Annotated in this window: 15 protein-coding genes; 4 read left to right on the forward strand and 11 right to left on the reverse strand. The window is 71.7% G+C overall.

The window, feature by feature from the left end; genetic code table 11:
* Nucleotides 1-27: 27 nt before the first annotated feature.
* Nucleotides 28-1,335 (reverse strand): LLM class flavin-dependent oxidoreductase, encoded by a 1,308-nt coding sequence (locus tag BIU90_RS12510; RefSeq protein WP_071300553.1) that lies wholly within the window; start codon nucleotides 1,333-1,335, stop codon nucleotides 28-30.
* 2 nt (nucleotides 1,336-1,337) lie between these two features.
* Complete coding sequence (locus BIU90_RS12515) at nucleotides 1,338-2,720, reverse strand: O-acetylhomoserine aminocarboxypropyltransferase/cysteine synthase family protein (protein ID WP_071300554.1); 1,383 nt, start codon at nucleotides 2,718-2,720, stop codon at nucleotides 1,338-1,340.
* Nucleotides 2,721-2,821: 101 nt separating this feature from the next.
* Here BIU90_RS12515 and BIU90_RS12520 point away from each other — a divergent pair, with 101 nt between their 5' ends.
* Entirely contained in the window at nucleotides 2,822-3,388 is a 567-nt protein-coding gene (locus BIU90_RS12520) for a uridine kinase (RefSeq protein WP_071300555.1), read from the forward strand.
* A gap of 50 nt (nucleotides 3,389-3,438) precedes the next feature.
* On the opposite strand, the gene BIU90_RS12525 is transcribed toward BIU90_RS12520, so the two are convergent.
* From BIU90_RS12525 to aroA, 8 genes are all read right to left on the reverse strand, one after another.
* Nucleotides 3,439-3,981: an NUDIX hydrolase gene (locus BIU90_RS12525; protein ID WP_071300556.1), complete on the reverse strand. Its 543-nt coding sequence runs from the start codon at nucleotides 3,979-3,981 to the stop codon at nucleotides 3,439-3,441.
* Between the two features lie 128 nt (nucleotides 3,982-4,109).
* Nucleotides 4,110-4,835, reverse strand: a complete 726-nt coding sequence (locus BIU90_RS12530) for a M50 family metallopeptidase (RefSeq protein WP_071300557.1) — start codon at nucleotides 4,833-4,835, stop codon at nucleotides 4,110-4,112.
* A 134-nt stretch (nucleotides 4,836-4,969) separates the two neighbouring features.
* Nucleotides 4,970-6,751 (reverse strand): glutamine--fructose-6-phosphate transaminase (isomerizing), encoded by a 1,782-nt coding sequence (gene glmS / locus BIU90_RS12535; protein WP_071301001.1) that lies wholly within the window; start codon nucleotides 6,749-6,751, stop codon nucleotides 4,970-4,972.
* A 381-nt stretch (nucleotides 6,752-7,132) separates the two neighbouring features.
* Nucleotides 7,133-9,841 carry a LuxR family transcriptional regulator gene (locus tag BIU90_RS12540; RefSeq protein WP_071300558.1) on the reverse strand — a complete coding sequence of 903 codons (2,709 nt, stop codon included), beginning with the start codon at nucleotides 9,839-9,841 and terminating at the stop codon, nucleotides 7,133-7,135.
* 527 nt (nucleotides 9,842-10,368) lie between these two features.
* Nucleotides 10,369-11,151, reverse strand: a complete 783-nt coding sequence (locus BIU90_RS12545; protein ID WP_071300559.1) for an inositol monophosphatase family protein — start codon at nucleotides 11,149-11,151, stop codon at nucleotides 10,369-10,371.
* Nucleotides 11,152-11,166: 15 nt separating this feature from the next.
* Entirely contained in the window at nucleotides 11,167-12,330 is a 1,164-nt protein-coding gene (locus BIU90_RS12550) for a hypothetical protein (protein ID WP_083403939.1), read from the reverse strand.
* A gap of 291 nt (nucleotides 12,331-12,621) precedes the next feature.
* On the reverse strand, nucleotides 12,622-13,680 hold the full coding sequence (rsgA, locus tag BIU90_RS12555) for a ribosome small subunit-dependent GTPase A (RefSeq protein WP_071300560.1): 1,059 nt from the start codon (nucleotides 13,678-13,680) through the stop codon (nucleotides 12,622-12,624).
* A gap of 4 nt (nucleotides 13,681-13,684) precedes the next feature.
* Nucleotides 13,685-15,046 (reverse strand): 3-phosphoshikimate 1-carboxyvinyltransferase, encoded by a 1,362-nt coding sequence (gene aroA, locus BIU90_RS12560; RefSeq protein WP_071300561.1) that lies wholly within the window; start codon nucleotides 15,044-15,046, stop codon nucleotides 13,685-13,687.
* 120 nt (nucleotides 15,047-15,166) lie between these two features.
* Here aroA and BIU90_RS12565 point away from each other — a divergent pair, with 120 nt between their 5' ends.
* Genes BIU90_RS12565 through BIU90_RS12575 form a run of 3 tightly spaced genes read left to right on the forward strand, consistent with a single transcriptional unit; the run spans nucleotide 15,167 to nucleotide 16,716 of the window.
* Nucleotides 15,167-15,997, forward strand: a complete 831-nt coding sequence (locus tag BIU90_RS12565; RefSeq protein ID WP_083403940.1) for a sigma-70 family RNA polymerase sigma factor — start codon at nucleotides 15,167-15,169, stop codon at nucleotides 15,995-15,997.
* Nucleotides 15,994-16,236, forward strand: coding sequence for an alpha-ketoglutarate decarboxylase (locus BIU90_RS12570; RefSeq protein WP_071300562.1), 243 nt, complete (start codon nucleotides 15,994-15,996; stop codon nucleotides 16,234-16,236). The genes BIU90_RS12565 and BIU90_RS12570 overlap by 4 nt, the downstream gene beginning before the upstream one ends.
* A 39-nt stretch (nucleotides 16,237-16,275) precedes the next feature.
* The gene (locus tag BIU90_RS12575) at nucleotides 16,276-16,716 is read left to right on the forward strand and encodes a GNAT family N-acetyltransferase (RefSeq protein WP_071300563.1); all 441 of its coding nucleotides are present in this window, start codon (nucleotides 16,276-16,278) and stop codon (nucleotides 16,714-16,716) included.
* A 125-nt stretch (nucleotides 16,717-16,841) separates the two neighbouring features.
* Here the strand turns inward: BIU90_RS12575 and BIU90_RS12580 are convergent, their stop codons facing one another.
* Entirely contained in the window at nucleotides 16,842-20,615 is a 3,774-nt protein-coding gene (locus BIU90_RS12580) for a multifunctional oxoglutarate decarboxylase/oxoglutarate dehydrogenase thiamine pyrophosphate-binding subunit/dihydrolipoyllysine-residue succinyltransferase subunit (protein ID WP_175470210.1), read from the reverse strand.
* Nucleotides 20,616-20,659: the final 44 nt, after the last annotated feature.

Consider the following 20,659-nt stretch of genomic DNA (forward strand, 5'->3'; position numbering starts at 1 on the left):
GGGCCTCCTGTCCGTCTCGGCGCGGCGTCAGAAGTCGAACAGGTTGCCGCGGATCCCGCCGTCGCCGTACTCCCGCCGCAGCAGCCCGCGCTGCCGGAGCACCGGCACCAGGTCGCCGAACATCCGGGACACCTGGGCCGGATGCAGGTCACCGGAGAAGATGATCCCGTCGTTGTCCGCGTCGGCGCCGAGCTCCTCGATGAAGTCGGCGAACTCGTCGGCGGTCCCCACGAACCCCTCGCGCGTCGCGATGCGGCCGCGACGGGCCTTCCGGGTGAGCAGCTCGCGGAGCGGAGCGTCCGGAGTGTCGCCGAGCAGCCCGCGGATCGTCCCGGCGGAGACGTGGTCGCCGAAGGTCCCGGCGGGCACGGGTGCGTCGAGGTCGAGCGCGAGCAGGTCCGTCTCCGAGTCGCTCGACCACGCGATCGCCGCGGTGCGCAGGTCCTCGTCGGAGGGGTGCAGCGACGCCGACACGATCCGGTCGGCCTCCTCGCTCGAGGTGACGATCTCGGGCTTCAGCACGAACAGGATCCGCAGGTCGTCGGCGGACCGACCGGCGTCGGCAGCGGCCGTGACGACGCGGGCGCGGTAGTCCCGCACGGCCGCGGCGGACAGTGGCGCGAGGGCGAGCTGCACGTCGGAGTGCGTCCCCGCGAAGCCGAGTCCCCGCCCGGAACCGCCGGGGGAGACCACGATCGGATCCGAGCCGAGCGGCAGCGCGTTGAGCGGACCGTCGGCGGTGAAGTACGCGCCCTCGTGGTGGAAGGCGTCGAGGGTGTCCCCGTCGGCGAACCGCCAGTCCGCGCGGTCGCCGATGTACCCGTCCGGGCCCCACGAGCGCCAGAAGCGTCGGAGCAGCGTGATCCACTCCTCGGCGCGGTCGTACGCCTGGTCGTGGGGGAGCGGCTGCAGGCCCGCGTGTCGAGCGCTGCCCACGTCCGTGACCACGTTGATGCCGAGTCGCTCCGACGACAGGTGCGCGAGCGTGGCGAACTGTCGGGCAGCCAGGTAGGGCGGGGTGATCCCGGCGTTGACGGTCGGCGCGATGCCGATGTGCGAGGTGGCGGCGAACAGGTAGGGCGCCAGCAGCAGCGGATCGTGCTTCGGGCCGCCGTATGCCTGACGGATCCGCAGGTCGAGCGTCGACGGGTTGCCGAGGGAGATCGCGTCCTCGGCGATGACCAGGTCCATCCCCGCCTGCTCCAGGGCGCGCACGGACTGCTGGTACATCTCCGGCTTCGTCCAGTCGTGGCCCCAGTCCCAGTCCGACCGGCCCCAGGCCTGCGGGCCGAACCCGCGCGAGAAGAAGTACCCGAAGTGCTGCAGGTCGGCCATCGTCAGAGCTCCTCAGCGATCACGTGGCGTCCCGGGGCGGCGTGTTCCAGCGACGCGAGCTCCGTGGCGGAGCCGCGCCGAGCCTCCAGACCGTGTCGCAGTGCGGCGAAGCCGCGCTCCAGGTCACGGAGCAGGTCCGCGACGTCCTCGATCCCGATGGACACCCGGATCAGGCCGTCGTCGATGCCCTGCACCGCGCGCTCCGCGGGCGTGCGCCCGGCATGGGTCGTGGAGGCCGGGTGCAGGATGAGCGACCGGACGTCGCCCAGGTGGGTCATCCGGCTGAAGAGCTGGACCGCGTCGATGAAGGCGCGTGCCGCCGGCTCGCCACCGGCGAGCGTGAACGCGAACACGGACCCGGCACCGCGGGGCAGGTAGCGCTCGGCCAGGTCGTGGAACGGACTGGAGGCCAGACTCGCGTGGTCCACGCTCGTCACCTCCGGCTGCTGCTCCAGCCACGTCGCGACGGTGAGTGCGTTCGCGACGTGGCGCTCGATGCGCAGGCTCAGCGTCTCGAGTCCCTGGCGCAGCAGGAAGGCGTTGAACGGCGACGGGGTCGGACCGATGCGTGAGCTGATGACGTCGCGCGCGTAGACGACGTACGCGCGGGTGCCGTACGCCTCGACGTAGCTGCGTCCGCCGAGGGCGTGCTCTGGAGTCGTCAGGTGCGTCCAGCGCTCGGGCGATGCCGACCAGTCGAACCTGCCGCCGTCGACCACGACACCGCCGAGCCCCGAGCCGTGTCCGGACAGGAACTTCGACGCGGAGTGGATCACGACGTCCGCGCCGTGTTCGACCGGGCGGACCAGGTACGGCGTCGCCAGGGTGTTGTCCACCACGAGCGGCACGCCCGCACGGTGCGCGGTGTCGGCCACGCCCCTGATGTCGAGGACGTCGTTCTTCGGGTTGGGGATCGTCTCGGCGAAGAACAGCTTGGTGTTCGGGCGGACCGCTGCGGCCCAGGCGTCGAGGTCGCGGGCGTCGGCGACGAAGTCGACCTCGATGCCGAGTCGCCCGAGGTTCTGCAGCAGCAGGCCGCGCGTGCCCTCGTAGATGCTCCGGGCACTCACCACGTGGTCGCCGGCCTGCAGCAGTCCGAGGAACGCGACCGTCGCCGCGGCCTGGCCGCTCGACACGAGGATCGCCTCGGCACCACGTTCGAGCAGCGCGATCCGGCGCTCCACGTCGGCGTTCGTCGGGTTGCCCAGTCGGGTGTACGTGTAGCCGTCGTCCGTGCCGGCGAAGCGGCCCCGAGCCTGGTCGAAGTCGTCGAACAGGAAGCCGGACGACATGTGGATCGCGGGGATCCGGGCGCCGTGGGCCGCGTCGGGCACGAACCCGCCGTGGACCTGTTCGGTCGCGAAGCCGTGGTCGTCGTCCGCCATGGGGTGCCTCCTGTCGATGTGTCGGTACTCTCGCACTCCGCGCACTGCGGACACCGCATTGCGGCGTCGGGTTACGTGTGCGCGGTGCGTACCCTGGCGGGATGACGGACTCCGATGCACTGGTCGCCCGCATCGAGTCGCTGACGGCTGCCACCGGGCGACCGGTCGTCGTCGGGATCTCCGGGTTCTGCGGCTCCGGGAAGTCGACCCTTGCACGCCAGCTGGTCGATGCGGTGCCGGACTCGGTCAGGATGCGCGGCGACGACTTCCTGGACCCGGTCCGTTCGCACCACCGGTCGACGGACTGGGACGGCGTCGAGCGGATCCGGCTCCGTGACACCGTGCTCCGGCCGTTCCGCGACGGCAACCCGGGCCTGTTCCGGCGCTTCGACTGGTCCACCCGGGCGCTCGGGGACCCGGAGCCGGTGCCGACGGCCCAGGTGCTCGTCGTCGACCTCATCGGCCTGTTCCACCCGGAGGTCCTCGACGACCTCGACCTCACCGTCTGGTGCGACGTCGACCTGGAGACGGCGGCGGCGCGCGGGATGTCCCGCGACGCTGCTCTCGGACGGCGGCACGATCGGCTCTGGCTCGACGTGTGGGTGCCGAACGACCGCGACTTCGCCCAGCGGTGGGCGCCGCGGGCGCGGGCGGACGTCGTCTTCTGAGCGGATGACGAATCCGGTCCTGGCACCTCGGGGATCGGCGACCGGATCCGTCAGACCCCGAGACGAGAAGACGTCGAGGTCAGGACGGCGGCGAGCCGGTGTCCGAACCGGTGGGGGACCGACTCGGGGAGGGCGTCGACGGGGAACCAGCGGACGTCGTCGCTCTCGTCGCTGACCGTCGTGCTGGCGCCGGCCGGGACGATCGCGACGAAGCCGACGTCCCAGTGGGCCGCGCACGAGAACCCGCCGTGCAGCTCGTGCCGGTCGAGGTCGATGACCCGGTCCGACATCAGCTCGAGTGCTCCTATGCCGGACTCCTCACGGGCTTCACGGCGTGCGGCAGCAGCGAGTAAGTCATCGCCCGGTTCGAGGTGCCCGCCGAACTGCACCCAGAAGCCGCCCTTGCGGTGCAGGCAGAGCAGCACGTGGGTCAGGTCGGGTGAGAACACGAAGCAGGATGCGGTGAGGTGCTCCGGGCCGCCCTCACGCCACAGTGCTGCGTCGCCTGACGTCCGGACGAAGTCCATGAAGTGGTCCGGATGCGCTCCTGCGGGGGCGGAGGCGAGCGCGGTGATGACGTCGGACGAGCGCATGGGCTCCATCGTGGCAGAGCGTCGGCGTCGGGCGCGGTCCTGGTCCGGGGCGACATGGTCGATGTCGTACGACAGCGGGGGTGTCGTTCCGAGTCGGCGCGCGCGAGGTCAGCCGGGCGGGGCGCCCGTCAGAACAAGCCGCGCACGCCGGCGGCGATCGTGTCCCACACGTCGAGCAGGGGGACCCGCGCCAGCCACACGGCGAGCCCGTTCACCGCGACGAACAGCACGAACCACACGGCGGCGGGCACGCGCATCTCGTCGGCCGCGATGTGGAAGTCGGTCTGCACGCGGGCACCGGTCAGCAGCCACCGTGCGACCTGCACGACGGACCGCAGACCGTCCACGACGAACAGGGCCCCCACGGCGGCGACGACGAGCACGGTCAGCTCGGACGGTCGGAGCGCCACCCAGAGGGCCAACGCATCGAAGCCGACGACGACGAGCAGTCCGAACCAGTTGCGGATGAACAGGAGCGCGACGATCCCGACCACACCGAGGACCGCGACGGGCAGCCAGCGCGAGCCGTGCAGCACCCCGGTCAGCAGGAGCGTCCCGGCCCAGAGCGGTGCGCTGTACCCGGCGTACAGGTTCAGCACGCGCACGAGGCCACGGAGCCCGACTGGCACCCCGCCGAGCTGGACCCAGGCCTCGCCGGAGCCGTCGGGGCGGAGCTCGATGCGGCGGATCTGCCCGCCGAAGGGCACCACGACGACGGCGTGCCCGACCTCGTGCGCGATCGTCGCGGCGATCCGTGCCACCCGTCCGACCAGTGGGACGAACGGGAGCACGGCGCCGACCAGGATCGCGACGAAGACGAGCGAGGCGGAGGACACGAGCGGGACGGAGGACATCGGCCGCAACTCTGTCAGGTGTGGCTAGGAGTGTCCCGAGGCAGCCGTGAGCAGGACGACGAGCGTCACGGCGACGGCGACCGCGGTCAGGACGATGAGGAACACCGTCAGGCGGTTGTTGCGCGAGTGCCCGGCTATTCGACCGTCACCGACTTCGCGAGGTTCCTCGGCTTGTCCACGTCGCAGCCGAGCTGCAGTGCGAGTTCGCGGGCGAGCATCTGGAGCGGCACGACGGCCTCGAGCGGTCCCCAGGGGCCCGTCGTGCCGAGCGCGGGGACGTCCGAACCCGGGCCGCCGATGGTGATGACGAAGCCGCCGCGTGCACGGACCTCGGCGATCGCGGCCTGCAGGCGGTGCTCGCCGTGGTCCACCACGACGACCGGGGTGCCCTCGTCGACCAGGGCGAGTGGCCCGTGCTTGAGTTCACCCGCCGGGTAGGACTCGGCCCACCGGTAGCTCAGCTCCTTGAGCTTCAGGGCGCCCTCGGCGGCGTAGGGGAGTCCGACGCCGCGGCCGAGGAACAGGAACCCGGTGGCGTCTCGGACGCTCGACACGATCAGGGGGATCCGGTCCGCGGCGACCCGGCCGGCGGTCTCGATCCGTGCGGGGAGCTCCCGCAGGTCTGCGACGAGCGACCGGGCGCGGTCCAGGTCGATCCGGCCGGAGGCGACGAGTGCGGAGACCATCGCGGCCACGCCGACGACGACCTGGGCCGTGAACGTCTTGGTCGCGGCGACACCGATCTCGGGGCCGGCCTGACAGTCGAGCACGGCGTCGGCGCGCCGGGCGAGCGACGAGTGCACGTTGTTCGTCAGGGCGAGGACCGGGAATCGGTCCCCGAAGCGGTCGAGCGCGCGGAGCACGTCCGCGGTCTCGCCCGACTGGCTGATGGCGACCACCAGGGTGCCCTCGCTGAGGACGGCCTGGTCGGCCTCGCTGGCGACGACGATGTCGGTCGGGATCCCGCCGATGCCGCGCAGTGCCGTGGCGATGACCTGTCCGGCGTTGAGCGACGTCCCACAGGCCACGATCGCGAGCCGGTGGAAGCCGGGCAGCCCGAGGCCGACCCACATGCTGCCGTCGGCTGCCCGGGCGGCGATGCGCTCGATGATCTCGGCGACGACGCCGGGCTGCTCCTCGATCTCCTTCGCCATGAAGTCCGGGTGGTCGCCGAGGTCGAGCGCGGCCGCGGCGAAGGGCGACGGCGTCGGGAAGGGCACCGGCACCGACATGCCGTTGGACGACCAGTTCCAGGACTCGCCGAGCTCGACGACGTCGCCGTCGCGGAGCGCCACGAAGGTCTCGCACCACTCGGCGATGGCGCCGATGTCGCTCGCGACGAAGTCACCGCGGGGCGCGCGCGCCACGACGAGGGGGGAGCGGTCGGCGGCGACGACCATGCGGTTCGTCCGCGCGTCGAGCACGACCAGCGCCCACGAGCCCTCGAGCTGCGCGGTGGCGATCTGCACGGCGAGCATGAGGTCCGGGTCGACGACCAGGGCCCGCTCGACCAGGTGGGTGACGACCTCGGAGTCGACGTCGGACATGAACCGGTGGCCCTGTGCCTCGAGCAGTTCGCGCAGCGGGCCGGCGTTCTCGATGATGCCGTTGTGCACGACGCTGATCCGGCCGGAACAGTCGTGGTGCGGGTGGGCGTTCCGCTCGCACACCCCGCCGTGGGTGGCCCAGCGGGTGTGGCCGATGCCGGTGCCGGTCAGTGCGTCCCCGGTCCGCGCGGCGACGAGCGTCCGGAGGTCTCCGACCCGCGACACGGACCGGATGGTCTCGGTGCCGCCCGAGGCGGTCCGCACGGCGATGCCCGCGGAGTCGTACCCGCGGTACTCGAGTCGTTCGAGTCCGTCGAGCAGGTAGGGGGTCGCGTCGTCGGAGACGCGGGCCGCGATGATGCCGCACATCGGGTGTCCCTTCGGGGGAGGCTTCGGGAGGAGCGGGGTCGGCACCGACCGCCGCTCGGGTCGCCACGCGATCGGGACCACCGGGCGGGACCGACGCCCGTCCTCGGATCAGGCGAGGACGGACGCCGGCGTTCGTGGCCCGGTGGTTCGGGTACCGATCGGGGTACCGTGGCGCTCCTCCACGCGGGAGGCGCGGCGGTCGGTGCACCAGAAGCATCTCCGGACCGGGCTCGGCCCGACAACGGTGGGCGACGCTTGTTGCGGTTCCCCGCGTCGAGCGTGCGAGTCTGCGCGGTGGCGTGCGGAGTCGCGCAACGACGAACGGGAGGCCCGGTGCCAGCTGGCACCGGACCTCCCGTCCGTCGCTTCGTGCGTCTCAGGTCACGTGAGCAGCGCGACCAGGTGGGAGCGCGAGCGCGCGCCGACCTTCCGGTAGATCTGCGTCAGCCGCAGCTCGACCGTCCGCTGGGACATGTAGAGCGACGAGGCGATCTCGCGGTTGCGGTACCCCTCGGTCACCTTCTGCACGACCGCACGCTCCTCCGCCGTCAGCGACGTGAGCACGGCTGCGGCGTCGGGCGCGCTGCGCGGCGTCCCCGGCGTCATGGGCGTCGACGCGGACAGCACCGCGCCGGAGCGCACACCGCCCGCGAAGGGCCCAGCGGCACCCGGCTGCCCGAGGACCGGCATCGCGACCGTCGGCGCCGGCGTGACGAGCGGACGCCGGAGCCCCGCTGCCTCGTAGGCGGCGGCTGCCGCTGCACCGAGCCGGGCACGGTCCGCCGGGTTGCCGATCGCGGCGAGTGCCGCGAACGTGCGAGCCCGTTCGAACTGCGAGTCGGCCGGCTGGAACAGCTCCAGCGCCCGACGCCGCGAGGTGTCCCGCGTGGTGTCGTCCGCGATGAGCGCCAGGCTCCGAGCCAGCACCAGTGCGCCCCAGCGGGACGGACGGGCGTGGTGGTCGGCCGCCAGACGCGCGGTGATGTTCCGTGCGTCGTCGACCCGGTCGAGCCGGACGTACGCCTCGACCAGGTCCCCGAGGTGCCGGAGCACCGCCGGGTTCCGCAGGCTGCGGCCGATGGCGTCGGCGGCCTCGAGCGAGGACGCTGCCTCGTCGAGTCGCCCGTCGAGCAGCAGGACCCGACCGCGGAGCGCGTACAGCTTCGCCGTCGCTCCCCAGAGCCGGTTGGTCGAGCGCTGCCGCAGGCAGTGGTCGATCACGTCGAGCGCGTCGGCGGTGCGCCCCTCGGCGAAGTGCCGCCAGGCGATCGCGATCGCCCGCGAGGGCTCACGCAGCCGTTCGGTGACGGCCGAGCCGGACTCCCACACGTCGATCGCGCGGAGCGCCTGACGGTAGTTCCCGGAGCGCACCTCGTTCTCGGCGGACAGGTAGCGCGCGGCCTCGATCCACACCGGCTGGGTGTCCTTGGCGCGGGCCAGGACCAGCGCGAACACCCGACGGGCGCTGCGGTAGCGCTCGGCGATGCTGAGCGCGTGCGAGAGCAGGAGCAGTGCCGGGTCGCTCATGGCGAGGAGCTGCTGGGCGGCCAGGCCGTCGTGCAGTTCCGCGTCCGGCGGCAGGGTGCCGTCGACCGCGGCCACGAGCTCGCGCACGGTGCCGAGCACGTCGGCGGTGTGCTTCGACGCGTGGTCCTCGAAGGTCTCCGCGCGCTGCAGCAGGTCGCGGGCCTGGTCGAGCTCCCACGCCTCGGCACGGAAGGACGCGACCATCGCCAGCAGACCGGTGAAGGCGTCCGCCTCGGCGGGGTCCGCGGTGTCGACGGGCACCATCAGCTCGTCGGCGTGCACCGCGTCGCCGCTGAGGTACTGCACCGAGTACTGCAGGCGGAGTCGACGGACCTCGTCCGGCAGCTCGGTGAACGGCTTGATCGCCGCCAGGTACCGCTGCGCGTAGCCGAGCAGGCGGTGCGCGAGCAGGACCTCGGTGACGCCGAGCAGGGCGATGTGCTCCTCCTCGGAACCCGTCCCGACGTGCAGGGCACGTTCGGTGAGGGTGACCGCGGCGCGGGCGTCGCCCTCGCGGGCGTAGGAGCGTCCGGCCTCGAGCAGTGCGACGGCGTCGGGGACGTCGTCGACGAAGCTCGAGTGCCACGCGGCCGACCGGTCGTCGTGGGCTGCCGCAGCGACGACCAGCTCGGCGTGTGCCTCGCGGCGGTCCTTCGCTGACGTGCTCCAGTACAGGTACGACCGGACGAGCGGGTCCTTGACGCCGATCGACTGTCCGCGCACGGTCGCCAGACCGGCACCGACGAGGTCGTCGATCGCGTCGCGGTCCCAGGCGGCGACGCGCGCCGTCGGGACGAGGGCCAGTCGCGTCAGGACATCCAGATCCCGTCCTGCAGCGGCTTCGAGGACGAGTTCCGCCGCAGCGGTCGTCGTCGGGGTGGGACGCAGCGGCAGCACGAGCGGCTCGGTGCCCACGAGCTGTTCGCGACGGAGTCCGGCGATCTGCTCGCGCAGCGCACCGGGGTTGCCGCCCGTCTCCTCGGCGAGGACGGCGAGGACGCCGTCGTTCGCCTCTTCGGGCGCCATGTCACGAGCGAGCACGAGCGCCTCGTCCGACGCCAGCGGCGTGAGCCGGAGGATCGGGAGGGACGCCAGCGGTCCGTCGAGGGGCACACGGCGGACCGTCGCCACGAGACGCAGCGCGGTGCCGGCGAGCCGACCCGCCAGGAACGCGATGAGCTCCTGGCTCTCGGCGTCCATGCGGTCCAGGTCGTCGATGAGCACGAGCGTCGGCGGGAGCGTCAGCGCGTGCACGGCGTCCAGGAAGTCGTGCGCTGCGGCGAGGCCCTCGTCGACGTTCCGGACGAGCCGCGCGATGTGCGCCGAGGCCCGGGGGTCGTCGAGAGCGGTGAACAGGGAGGTGACACCCGACATCGGCCAACGTGCTTCTGCACCGTTGACGCCGAGTCGGACGACGGGGATGGAGACGCGGTGCGAGACCGCGTCGAGGACGCTGGAGCGTCCGGAGCCAGGGTCGCCGACGACGACCATCGCGGACTCCCGAGGGAGTACGGCGAGGGTCGCGATCCGGTCGACCTCAGAACGTCGACCGGTGAGTTCCATGCGGACTCACCGGCCTCCGCGTCCGGGGGCGAACGGGGTGGCGGGGCGCACGGAGGCGGACTCGAGTGCTGCACGGCGGGTGACCGTGGCGCTCGGACGTGTGGCGGCCATCAGGGTGGCGCCGGGCTGATCGTGGTTGGAATGCGGTCGAGTGAGGGTGCACTCGGTTCCGCTCGGGAACGATGATGTCATCGTCGTATCACCCTTCGGGTTGGGTTCATTGACGAGCTCGACGGGTCTGGTTCCGATCCGGGACTAGGGATCCCGAGACGTCACCTGACCTGCCGTCTGCGATCGACGATAACCCAGGACGAGGGGCATTCAGCCACCGCACGCAATCACATGTGACGGATGGTCACCCCAGTACGGGGGGTGCCCACCCCCGCGCGGGGGTCGTCAACCGCTCGACGCCGCGGGAGTGAGGTACGCGGGAGGGGTACAGGCGTTGGACCGCTCCCATCTGCGGTCGCCGCCTGACGGACGGCGAACACGCGTGAACCGGACAGGACCCGGCGGTCCGTGTCGGTTCAGCGGCCGATGACCTCGACGACCGCGTCGTGCACCAGGCCGTTCGTCGCCAGGGCGCTGCCGTGCCACGGCCCCGGATCGCCGTCGAGCGAGGTGAAGCGGCCGCCGGCCTGCTCGACGATGGGGACCAGCGCGGCCATGTCCCACGGCTTCAGGTCGGGTTCGCCCGCGACGTCGAGGACCCCTTCCGCGACCATCATGTACGACCACATGTCGCCGTAGGCCCGGGTGCGCCACACCGACCGGGACAGGGTGACCAGGGCGTCGAGCCGGTCGTCGTCGTCCCACTGCTGGAGGCTGTTGTAGCTGAGGCTCGCGTCGCCGAGGGCGGCGACACCGGACACGTGCAGCTCGCCCTCGAGCGAGTGCGCGCCGAGGCCCTCGGCGGCCCACCAGCGCTTGCCGAGGGCCGGTGCGCTCACGACGCCGAGCACCGGACGGCCGTCGACGGCGAGGGCGATCAGCGTCGCCCAGACCGGGACGCCGCGCAGGTAGTTGGCGGTCCCGTCGATCGGGTCGACCACCCACTGCCGGTGGCCCTCGCTCGTGGCCTCGGCACCGCTGTCCGCGGTGGTCTCCTCGCCCAGGAAGGCGTCGTCGGGTCGCTCGGCGGCGATGCGCTCGCGCAGGGCACGTTCGACGGCCTGGTCGGCGTCCGTGACGTGCGTGCTGTCCGCCTTCTTCGACACGTGCAGGTCGGCGGCACGGAAGCGCTCGAGGCTGATCGCGTCGGCGGTGTCGGCGAGGGAGCGGGCGAGGTCCAGGTCGGCGCTGAGGTCCACGCGACGAGCGTAGCGTCAGGCCGCCACGACCTCGTCCTCCTCGAGCCGGCTCACCTCGCGCTCGCGGGCGATCCGGGTGCGACGGGCGACGAGCCCGTGGACCAGGACGCCGAGCAGGACCGCACCGACGAGCCAGAGCGTCAGCACGAGCGAGCTCCGACCGAGGGAGGCGCCGGGGAAGTACTGCAGGTCCTGCGCCGCCTGCAGCCACGCGGCGCCGCTCCAGAACGTGTTGAGGCCTGCGAAGAACCCGGGCTGGAACGCCGGCTGGAAGATCCCGCCGCTCGACGTGAAGTTGAGCATCACGAACAGCATCGTCAGCACGGGGGTGGTCCAGCGTCCGAGCAGGGGGTGCAGGCCGATGCCGAGTGCGACGATCACGGCGTCGTACATCCACGCGAACAGGAACACCTGCCACTGGTGGGTCGTGAGCACGCCGTACACGGGGCCGGCGACCACCGTGCCGATCCCGGCGACGACGCCCGCGGTCACCAGGCCGACGATCGCCGTCCACACCGGGCCGAGGCGTCCGGCGAACGCGGCGACCGCGATGGCCGACGCGTAGCCGCCGACGCTCAGGGCGACGAGCAGGAAGAACAGACCCTGGCCGGTGCTGTCCTGCTCGCCCGCGGGGACGACGTCGACCACGGTGAAGGGCAGGTGCTGCTCGTAGGCGATCGGCAGGAAGACCTTCTGCGCTGCGGTGGCGGTCGTCTCGCTGGCGGCGGAGGAGACGTAGAGCGTGGCACTCGTCGCCGTGGGGGCGTACACGGCAGCGAGGTCGCGGTCCCGCACCTGTCGTTCGGCACTCGCTGCGTCGGCGACCACGTGGGCCACGAGGGCGCCGTCCGACTGGTCGGTCACCGTCTGCGCGAACACCTGCGTGGTCGCGCCCTGGCCGACGATGCCGACGGGCAGGTCCTTCGGCGCGGGGGCGTGGAAGGCGCCCAGGTAGGCAAGGCCCATCCCGGCGGCCAGGAACAGGGGCACGAGGATGTGCGTCGCGAAGGAGCGCAGCGTGCGGCCGAGGCCGGCGGGGCGGAGCGCGCTCGGGGTGCGGTGGGGTGGCCGGGGAGCGGCATGCCCCCGGTGCAGGGACGCGGCGTCGTCGACGCGGGCAGGGGAGACGGGAGCGTCGACGCGGGTCGGCGCAAAGTTGTACTTTGCAACTTCAGACACGAGGGACAACAGTACCACTTCGGTACGACCCCGTCGATGCCGGGCGCCCCGCACCGTGCTGCCCCGCTGCCCAGCTGACCCGCTGCCCAGCTGCCCCGCTAGGTTCGACATGCCCAAATTCTGGAACCTCGACAGTTCCGACGCGTGCTCCGCGGAACCACCACGTATCTGAGCGGCAAGTTGTGGAACTTCGCCGTGGCGCAGGTGGCGCAGGTGGCGCACGTGGCGCACGTGGGCTCGGGCTGCCTGCGTGCGATGAGCGCCGGTCGATCCCCGCGCTGCCCCGCGGCGCTACTCCGAACCCGGGTCGGCCCCGCCCATGCCGGTCAACAGCGCGCGGAAGGAGTCGAGCCGCTCGATGCCCGTCGGCCCGAGCTCCCCGGCCTGCACGCGGTCGACGATCTCCCAGTCGTGCGCCTGGTCGAGCGGGATGCCCGTGTCCGGGACCCCGGACACGGACGCCGGGACGGGGATCGCGTGTGACGCGAACGCCCGGAACACGTTCGCGGGGTCGACGTGTCCGAGCCCGAACGACCGGACCCCCGGCGTGTCGATGATCCAGCCGCCGCCGGTGACCTGCAGCGCGATCGAGGACGACGACGTGTGCCGCCCCCGTCCGGTCACCGAGTTCACGACGCCGACGGCCCGCGTCGACCCGGTCAGCGCGTTCACGAGCGTGGACTTCCCCACGCCCGAGTGCCCCACCGTGACGGTGACCTGCCCGTCGAGGACCTCGTGCAGGGCGTCGAGCGGGAAGGCGTCCGAGCGGCTGGTCACGATCCGCAGGTCCAGGCAGGCGAAGTGCGCCAGGAAGTCGGTCGGGTCGGCGAGGTCGGTCTTCGTGATGCAGAGCACAGGGTCGAGGCCAGCGTCGAAGGCCGCGACCAGGTACCGGTCGATGAGCCGGGTCCGGGGTTCGGGGTCGGCTGCCGCGACCACGATGAGCATCTGCGTGGCGTTCGCGACGATCACCCGCTCGACGTCGTCGCTGTCGTCGGCACTCCGGCGCAGCAGCGTGGTGCGGTCCTGCACCCGGACGATGCGGGCGAGGGAGCCCTCAGCGCCCGAGACGTCTCCCGTCAGGAACACGGTGTCGCCCGTCACGACGGACTTCTTCCCGAGCTCACGGGCCTTCGTCGCCGTGATGAGGTCGTCCCCGACGAGCACACCGAAGCGCCCGCGGTCGACGTTCGTCACCCAGCCGGTCGGGGCGTCGTCGTAGGTCGGCCGGACCTTCGTCCGCGGCCGGTTGCCCTTCGGGTTCGGCCGGACCCGCACGCTCGACTCGTCGTACTGGCCGTACGGCTCGTCCTCGTCCCCGTCACCGTCGACGTCGTCCCACCAGCTCATCGGGTCACACCCCCGACGACGACGCGGTCGCCACGAGCGCCGCCCACAGCTCCGGGAACTGCGGCAGCGTCTTGGCCGTCGAACCGATGTCGTCCACCGCGATGCCCGGCGTCACGAGCCCGACGACCGCGCCGGCGGTCGCCATCCGGTGGTCCTCGTACGCGGCCCAGCCACCGCCGTGGAGCGGCGCCGGCACGATCCGCAGGCCGTCGTCGAGGACCTGCACCGTGCCTCCTGTCCCGGTGACGTCCGCCGCCAGTGCGGCGAGCCGGTCCGTCTCGTGGCCCCGCAGGTGGCCGATGCCGGTGATCGTGGTCGGCCCGTCGGCCAGTGCCGCCAGCGCGACCAGCGCCGGTGCCAGTTCGCCACCGCGCGTCAGGTCCAGGTCCAGACCCGGACAGGAGGCCCCGCCCCGGATACCGACGCCGCCGTCGAACACCAGGTCGTCACCGTCACGGCGCACGGTCGCGCCCCACAGGGGCAGGAGCGTCTCGAGGTCGGCCCCGACCTGCGTGGTCTCCGTCGGCCAGGTGCGGATCCGGACGGTGCCGCCGGCCACGATCGCGGCGATCGCGAAGGGGGCTGCGTTGGACAGGTCCGGCTCGATCGTGACGTCACGAGCAGCGATCGGGCCCGGGTGCACGATCCACTGGCCGACCTCGGGCTGGTCGACCCGCACGCCGCGGGCACGCAGCGCGGCGACCGTCATGTCGATGTGCGGGAGGCTCGGCAGGCGCTCGCCCGCGTGGGTGAGGTGCAGGCCCTCGTCGAACCGCGGCGCGGAGAGCAGCAGGCCGGAGACGAACTGCGACGATGCCGACGCGTCGATCGTCAGGGCGCCACCCCGCACGGAGCCGCTCCCGGTGAACGCGAAGGGCAGTGCGCCGTCGCCGTCGTCGGTGACCTCGACGCCGAGTGCGACGAGGGCGTCGATCACGGGGCGCATCGGACGGCGGCGGGCGGCCTCGTCCCCGTCGACGACCACGGGGCCGGTCGCGAGCGCGGCGAGTGGCGGCAGGAAGCGCATCACGGTGCCCGCGAGCCCGCAGTCGATGCGGACGTCGCCGTGCATCGACGCCGGCGTGACCCGGAGGTCGGGGCCGTACGGGTTCGGGGCGGTGCCGTCGGCGGGGGTGACCTCGTCGATGCCGACGCCGAGGGCACGGAGCGCCTCGATCATCAGCGTCGAGTCGCGCGAGTGCAGCGGCAGGTGGACGGTGGACGGACCGTCCGCGAGCGCCGCGAGGACGAGCTCGCGGTTCGTCAGCGACTTCGACCCGGGCAGGGCGACGTCGCCGTGCAGGGGACCCGCCGCGACGGGGGCGATCCAGGCGTCGGGCTGCTGGGAATGCGTCGTGTCTGCCATCGGTTCACAAGACTACTGAAACGATCGGGAGGACCCTTGGCGACAGCACTCGCACCAGCGCGGACGCACCGGCGCACGATGCCTCCTGTGGTGACCACACTCGCCCTAGACTGGCCCGCGATGACCACCGACGAGCCGCAGGCAGCACCGCACGACCCGGTCGACGAGGACACCGTCGCGCTCGACGAGCCGCAGGCCGACGACGTCGAGGACGCTCAGCCCGACGTCGTGGACGCTCAGGCCGACGTCGTGGACGCTCAGGCCGACGTCGTGGACGCGAAGACCGTGTCCGACGCCGAGTTGCGCGGGCTCTTCGAGGACCAGGCGCTGCCGTTCATGGACCAGCTCTACGGCGCCGCCATGCGGATGACCCGCAACCCGGCCGACGCCTCGGACCTGGTGCAGGAGACCTTCGTCAAGGCGTTCGCGGCGTTCCGGCAGTTCCGGCAGGGCACGAACCTCAAGGCGTGGCTCTACCGGATCCTGACGAACACGTTCATCAACACGTACCGCAAGAACCAGCGGAACCCCTACCAGGGCACCATCGACGAGCTCGAGGACTGGCAGCTCGGCGGTGCGGAGAGCGTCACGCAGTCGGTCTCCGCACGCTCGGCCGAGGCGGACGCCATCGACCACCTGCCGTCCTCCGCGGTGAAGGACGCGCTGCAGGCCATCCCCGAGGACTTCCGGATGGCCGTCTACTTCGCCGATGTCGAGGGGTTCTCCTACCAGGAGATCGCGGACATCATGAAGACCCCCGTGGGCACGGTCATGAGCCGTCTCCACCGTGGCCGTCGGCTCCTGCGGGGGCTGTTGGCGGACCACGCACGTGAGACCGGTGTCGTCCCGGACGCAGCGTCGACGGCGACGATGCGCGGGCGGGGCCGGGGCGCTCCGGCGTCAGAGCAGGCAGCGACCACGGGTCGCTCGGGACGGAAGGGTGAGCGATGAGCGGCTGCGACTGCTCCAAGGCGAAGGCGGAACTCGAGGAGTTCCTGCACGACGAACTCCGGCACGAGGACGCGGCGGACATCCGTGAGCACATGGCCGACTGCGTGGACTGCCAGTCCGAGCACCGCGTCGGCGTGGTCCTGATGGAGACCGTCAAGCGTGCCTGCAAGGAGACCGCCCCGGACCAGCTCCGGATGGAGATCCTGACGCGGATCCGCGCGGAGCAGTCGACGCACTGACGTCGAAACACGCTCGGCGCGCCGGGTAGGGTCGCGAGCATGACCCTCTCCGTCGAGTCGATCACCTCCTGGTCCGACCCGGACGTCGCCGACGTCGCCGCCCTCGTCCGCTCGCTCGGCCACACCGCCGACGACGACGCGATGCGCTCCCGCCTCGAACGCCTGACGCCCGCCGCCGGGCACCACACGTGGTTGGTCCGCGGTGAGGACGGTCGTGCCGTGGCGGTGGCCGGGGCCCAGGTGACGTGGGCGTACGCCTCCGACGAGCCGACCGCGCAGCTGCTGCTGCTCGTGGTCGACCCGTCGGCACGGCGCTCGGGCACGGGTTCGGCGTTGCTCGGCACGTTCGAGGCCTGGGCCGCGGAGCAGGGCGCGCGGCACCTGTCGGCGGTCAGTGCCGCCGCGACGGACAGCGCGCACCGGTTCTACCAGAAGCGCGGGTACCACGAGGCCGGTGTGCGGTACACCCGCATCGCCTGAGCGCGGCGCGAGATCGCCCGTCGCGGTCGCGGGTCGCATCGCACCCCGCAACGAACATCGCACCCCGTTTCCACGGGGTGCGATGTGCGTGACGGGGTGCGACGTGCGCCTCGGGTGTGGTCGGCCTAGCCGAGCGCCGTCGTGATGACCTCGGTGGCCTCGGCGGCGGACCGCTTCGAGGAACCGGTCGCCGGCGCAGCGCTGGCCGGGCGGGACGCGACCGAGAGCGGTCGTCCGTCCAGGTGCGGCGACAGGTTCATGCACACGAACGGCCAGGCACCCTGGTTCTCCGGCTCTTCCTGTGCCCAGACGACGTCGGCGTTCGGGTACGAGGCCAGCACCTGCAGGATGCGGTCGAGGGGGAGCGGCGCGAGCTGCTCGAGCCGCACCAGGGCGACGTCGGTGCGCTCGTGCTTGTCCGCCTCGGTGCGCAGGTCGTGGTGCACCTTGCCGGAGTGCAGCACGACGCGGCGCACGGCGTTCCGGTCGGTGATGCGGTCGTCGTCGATCACCGGCTCGAACGTGCCGCTCGTGAACGCGTCGACCGGGCTCGTCGCCTGGCGCAGCCGGAGCATGGCCTTCGGGCTGAACACCACGAGGGGCTTCTGCGGACGCTCCCACGCCTGACGACGCAGCAGGTGGAAGTACGACGCGGGGGTCGACGGTCGTGCCACCACCATGTTGTCCTCGGCGCACAGCTGCAGGTACCGCTCGATACGCGCGGAGGAGTGGTCCGGGCCCTGACCCTCGTAGCCGTGCGGCAGCAGCAGGACCAGGCCGGAGCGCTGCCCCCACTTCTGCTCGGCCGATGAGATGAACTCGTCGATGACCGTCTGGGCGCCGTTGGCGAAGTCGCCGAACTGCGCCTCCCACAGGACGAGCGCGTCGGGGCGTTCAACCGAGTACCCGTACTCGAACGCCATCGCCGCGTACTCGCTGAGCAGCGTGTCGTAGATGTAGAAGCGGGCCTGGTCCTCGGTCAGGTTCGACAGCGGCAGCCACTCCTGGCCGTTCTCCCGGTCGTGGAACACCGCCTGCCGCTGGACGAACGTGCCACGGCGGGCGTCCTGCCCGGCGAGACGGACCGGCTTGCCCTCGGTCAGCAGCGACCCGATGGCCATGAGCTCGGCCATCGCCCAGTCGACGCCGCCCTTGCGGGTCATGTCGGTGCGCTTGGTCAGCAGCGCCTGCAGCTTCGGGTGCACCTGGAACCCGGCGGGCGGGTTGCCGTGCGCATCGCCGATGCGCTCGACGAGCTCCTGCGAGATGGCGGTCTCGTGCACGTCGTGCTCGGCGTCGTCAAGCTGCGCGCTCGGCCGTTCGAGACCCTGCACGGCGCCGTCGTCGTCGACCTCGATCACGGGGATCGTGCCGGTCTGCGCCTCGTGGGTCTCGGCGAAGGCGCGCTCGAGGCGGTCCTGGAAGTCGCGGTGCGCCTCGTCGTACTCCTCTTGCGTGATGTCGCCACGACCGACCAGGGCCTCGGTGAACAGCGTGCGGACGGAGCGCTTGGCCTCGATCAGGTTGTACATCAGCGGCTGGGTCATCGAGGGGTCGTCGCCCTCGTTGTGCCCACGACGGCGGTAGCAGACCAGGTCGATGACGACGTCGCGGTGGAACTCCTCGCGGTAGGCGAAGGCCAGGTCGGCGACGCGTGCGACGGCTTCCGGGTCGTCGCCGTTGACGTGCAGGATCGGCGCCTGGATCGTCTTGGCGACGTCGGTGGAGTACACCGAGGTCCGGGCCGAGTCCGGCGGGGTGGTGAACCCGACCTGGTTGTTGATGACCAGGTGCACGGTGCCGCCGGTGCGGTAGCCCCGCAGTTGCGACATCTGCAGGGTCTCGACGACGACGCCCTGGCCGGCCATCGCCGCGTCGCCGTGCACCAGGACCGGGAGCACGCCGAAGACCCCGGCGGGGCCACGGTCCTGCTTGGCGCGGACGATGCCCTCGAGCACGCCGTCGACGGCTTCGAGGTGCGACGGGTTCGCCGCGATGGTGATCGGGATCGTGGTGCCGTCCGAGGCACGGAAGACGCCCTCGGTGCCGACGTGGTACTTGACGTCGCCGGAGCCCTGACCCTGCACGGCCCCGGGGAGCGTGGTGCCCTCGAACTCGCGGAAGATCTGGCCGTACGTCTTGCCGGCGATGTTCGTCAGCACGTTGAGGCGACCGCGGTGCGCCATGCCGATCGCCACCTCGTCGAGCCCAGCGACGGCCGCGTGCTGGATCAGCGTGTCGAGGAACGCGATCGTCGACTCGCCTCCCTCGAGCGAGAAGCGCTTCTGGCCGACGTACTTGGTCTGCAGGAAGGTCTCGAAGGCCTCGGCCTCGTTGAGCTTGCCGAGCACCCGGAGCTGCTCGTCCTTCGACGGCTTCGAGTACGGCACCTCGATGTGGGACTGGAACCAGCGGCGCTGCTCCGGGTCCTGGATGTGCATGTACTCGATGCCGACCGTGCGGCAGTATGCGTCGCGGAGGACACCGAGCACGTCGCGGAGCGGTGCGTTCGTGGTGCCGGCCAGACCGCCCGTGACGAACTCGCGGTCGAGGTCCCAGAAGGTCAGCCCGTGGCTCTCGATCTCGAGGTCGGGGTGCGTGCGCTGGCGGTACTCGAGCGGGTCGATGTCGGCCATCAGGTGACCGCGGACGCGGTAGCTGTTGATGAGCTCCTGGACGCGCGCGGTCTTGTTGACCCGGTGCGCCAGGTCGACGTTGATGTCGTTCGCCCACTGGATCGGCTTGTACGGGATCCGGAGCGCCGAGAAGATGCCCTCGTAGAACCCGTGTTCGCCGATGAGCCGCTCGTGCACCTTCTTCAGGTACTCGCCCGACCCGGCACCCTGGATGACGCGGTGGTCGTATGTGCTGGTCAGCGTGATCGTCTTGCCGATGCCGAGCTCGACGAGGGTCTTGGCCGCGGACCCCTGGAACTGGGCCGGGTACTCGAGCGCGCCGGCGCCGATGATCGCGCCCTGGCCCTTCGTCAGGCGGGGGACCGAGTGCACGGTGCCGATGCCGCCGGGGTTGGTCAGCGAGATCGTCGTGCCCTGGAAGTCGGCCGGGGTGAGCTTGTTGTCGCGGGCCCGCTTGACCAGGTCCTCGTAGGCGGAGAGGAACTGGCCGAAGGTCAGGGTCTCGGCGCGCTTGATGCTCGGCACCAGGAGCGACCGGGTGCCGTCCTTCTTCGGGACGTCGATCGCGATCCCGAGACCGACGTGCGCGGGCTCGACCACGAAGGGCTTGCCGTCGCGCTCCTCGTAGAAGACGTTCTGGCTCGGGAACTCCTTGAGCGCCTGCACCATCGCCCAGCCGATGAGGTGGGTGAAGGAGATCTTGCCGCCACGGGCCCGGCGCAGGTGGTTGTTGATGACGATGCGGTTGTCGATCATCAGCTTGGCGGGGATGGTGCGCACGCTCGTGGCGGTGGGGACCGTGAGCGAGGCGTCCATGTTCGACGCGAGGGTCTTCGCCATGCCGCGGAGCGGGGTCGCCACGTCTTCGTGGGTCTCCTCGTGCTCGTCGGTGGCGTCGTTCGCCTCGGCGGGGATGGGCTGCGGTGAGGGCTGCTTGGACGTGGTGCGTGCCTGGATCGGCGCCCCCTTGCCGTCGCCGGGCGCCGGAGCTGACGACTGGGCCGGAGCGGGCGTGGCAGCCGCAGACGGAGCGGCAGCCGACGACTGCGCCGGAGCCGGGGCGGCAGCCGAAGCCGGAGCGGGCGCGGCAGCCGCAGGGGCGCTGGCCCCAGAGGCCTTGTGGTAGCTCTCGAGGACCGGCCACCAGGACTCGTCCACGGAGTGCTTGTCGGCGATGAACTGCTCGTAGAGCTCGTCCACCAGCCACTCGTTCGCGCCGAATTCGCCCGCGGTCTCGTCAGTTCCGGTCAGATGGCTCGACACAGCCGATCGCCCACTCTCCGTCGATTGATGCTCGTGTGTGTCGT

The sequence above is a fragment of the Curtobacterium sp. MCBA15_001 genome, assembly GCF_001864835.1.
GTDB lineage: Bacteria > Actinomycetota > Actinomycetes > Actinomycetales > Microbacteriaceae > Curtobacterium.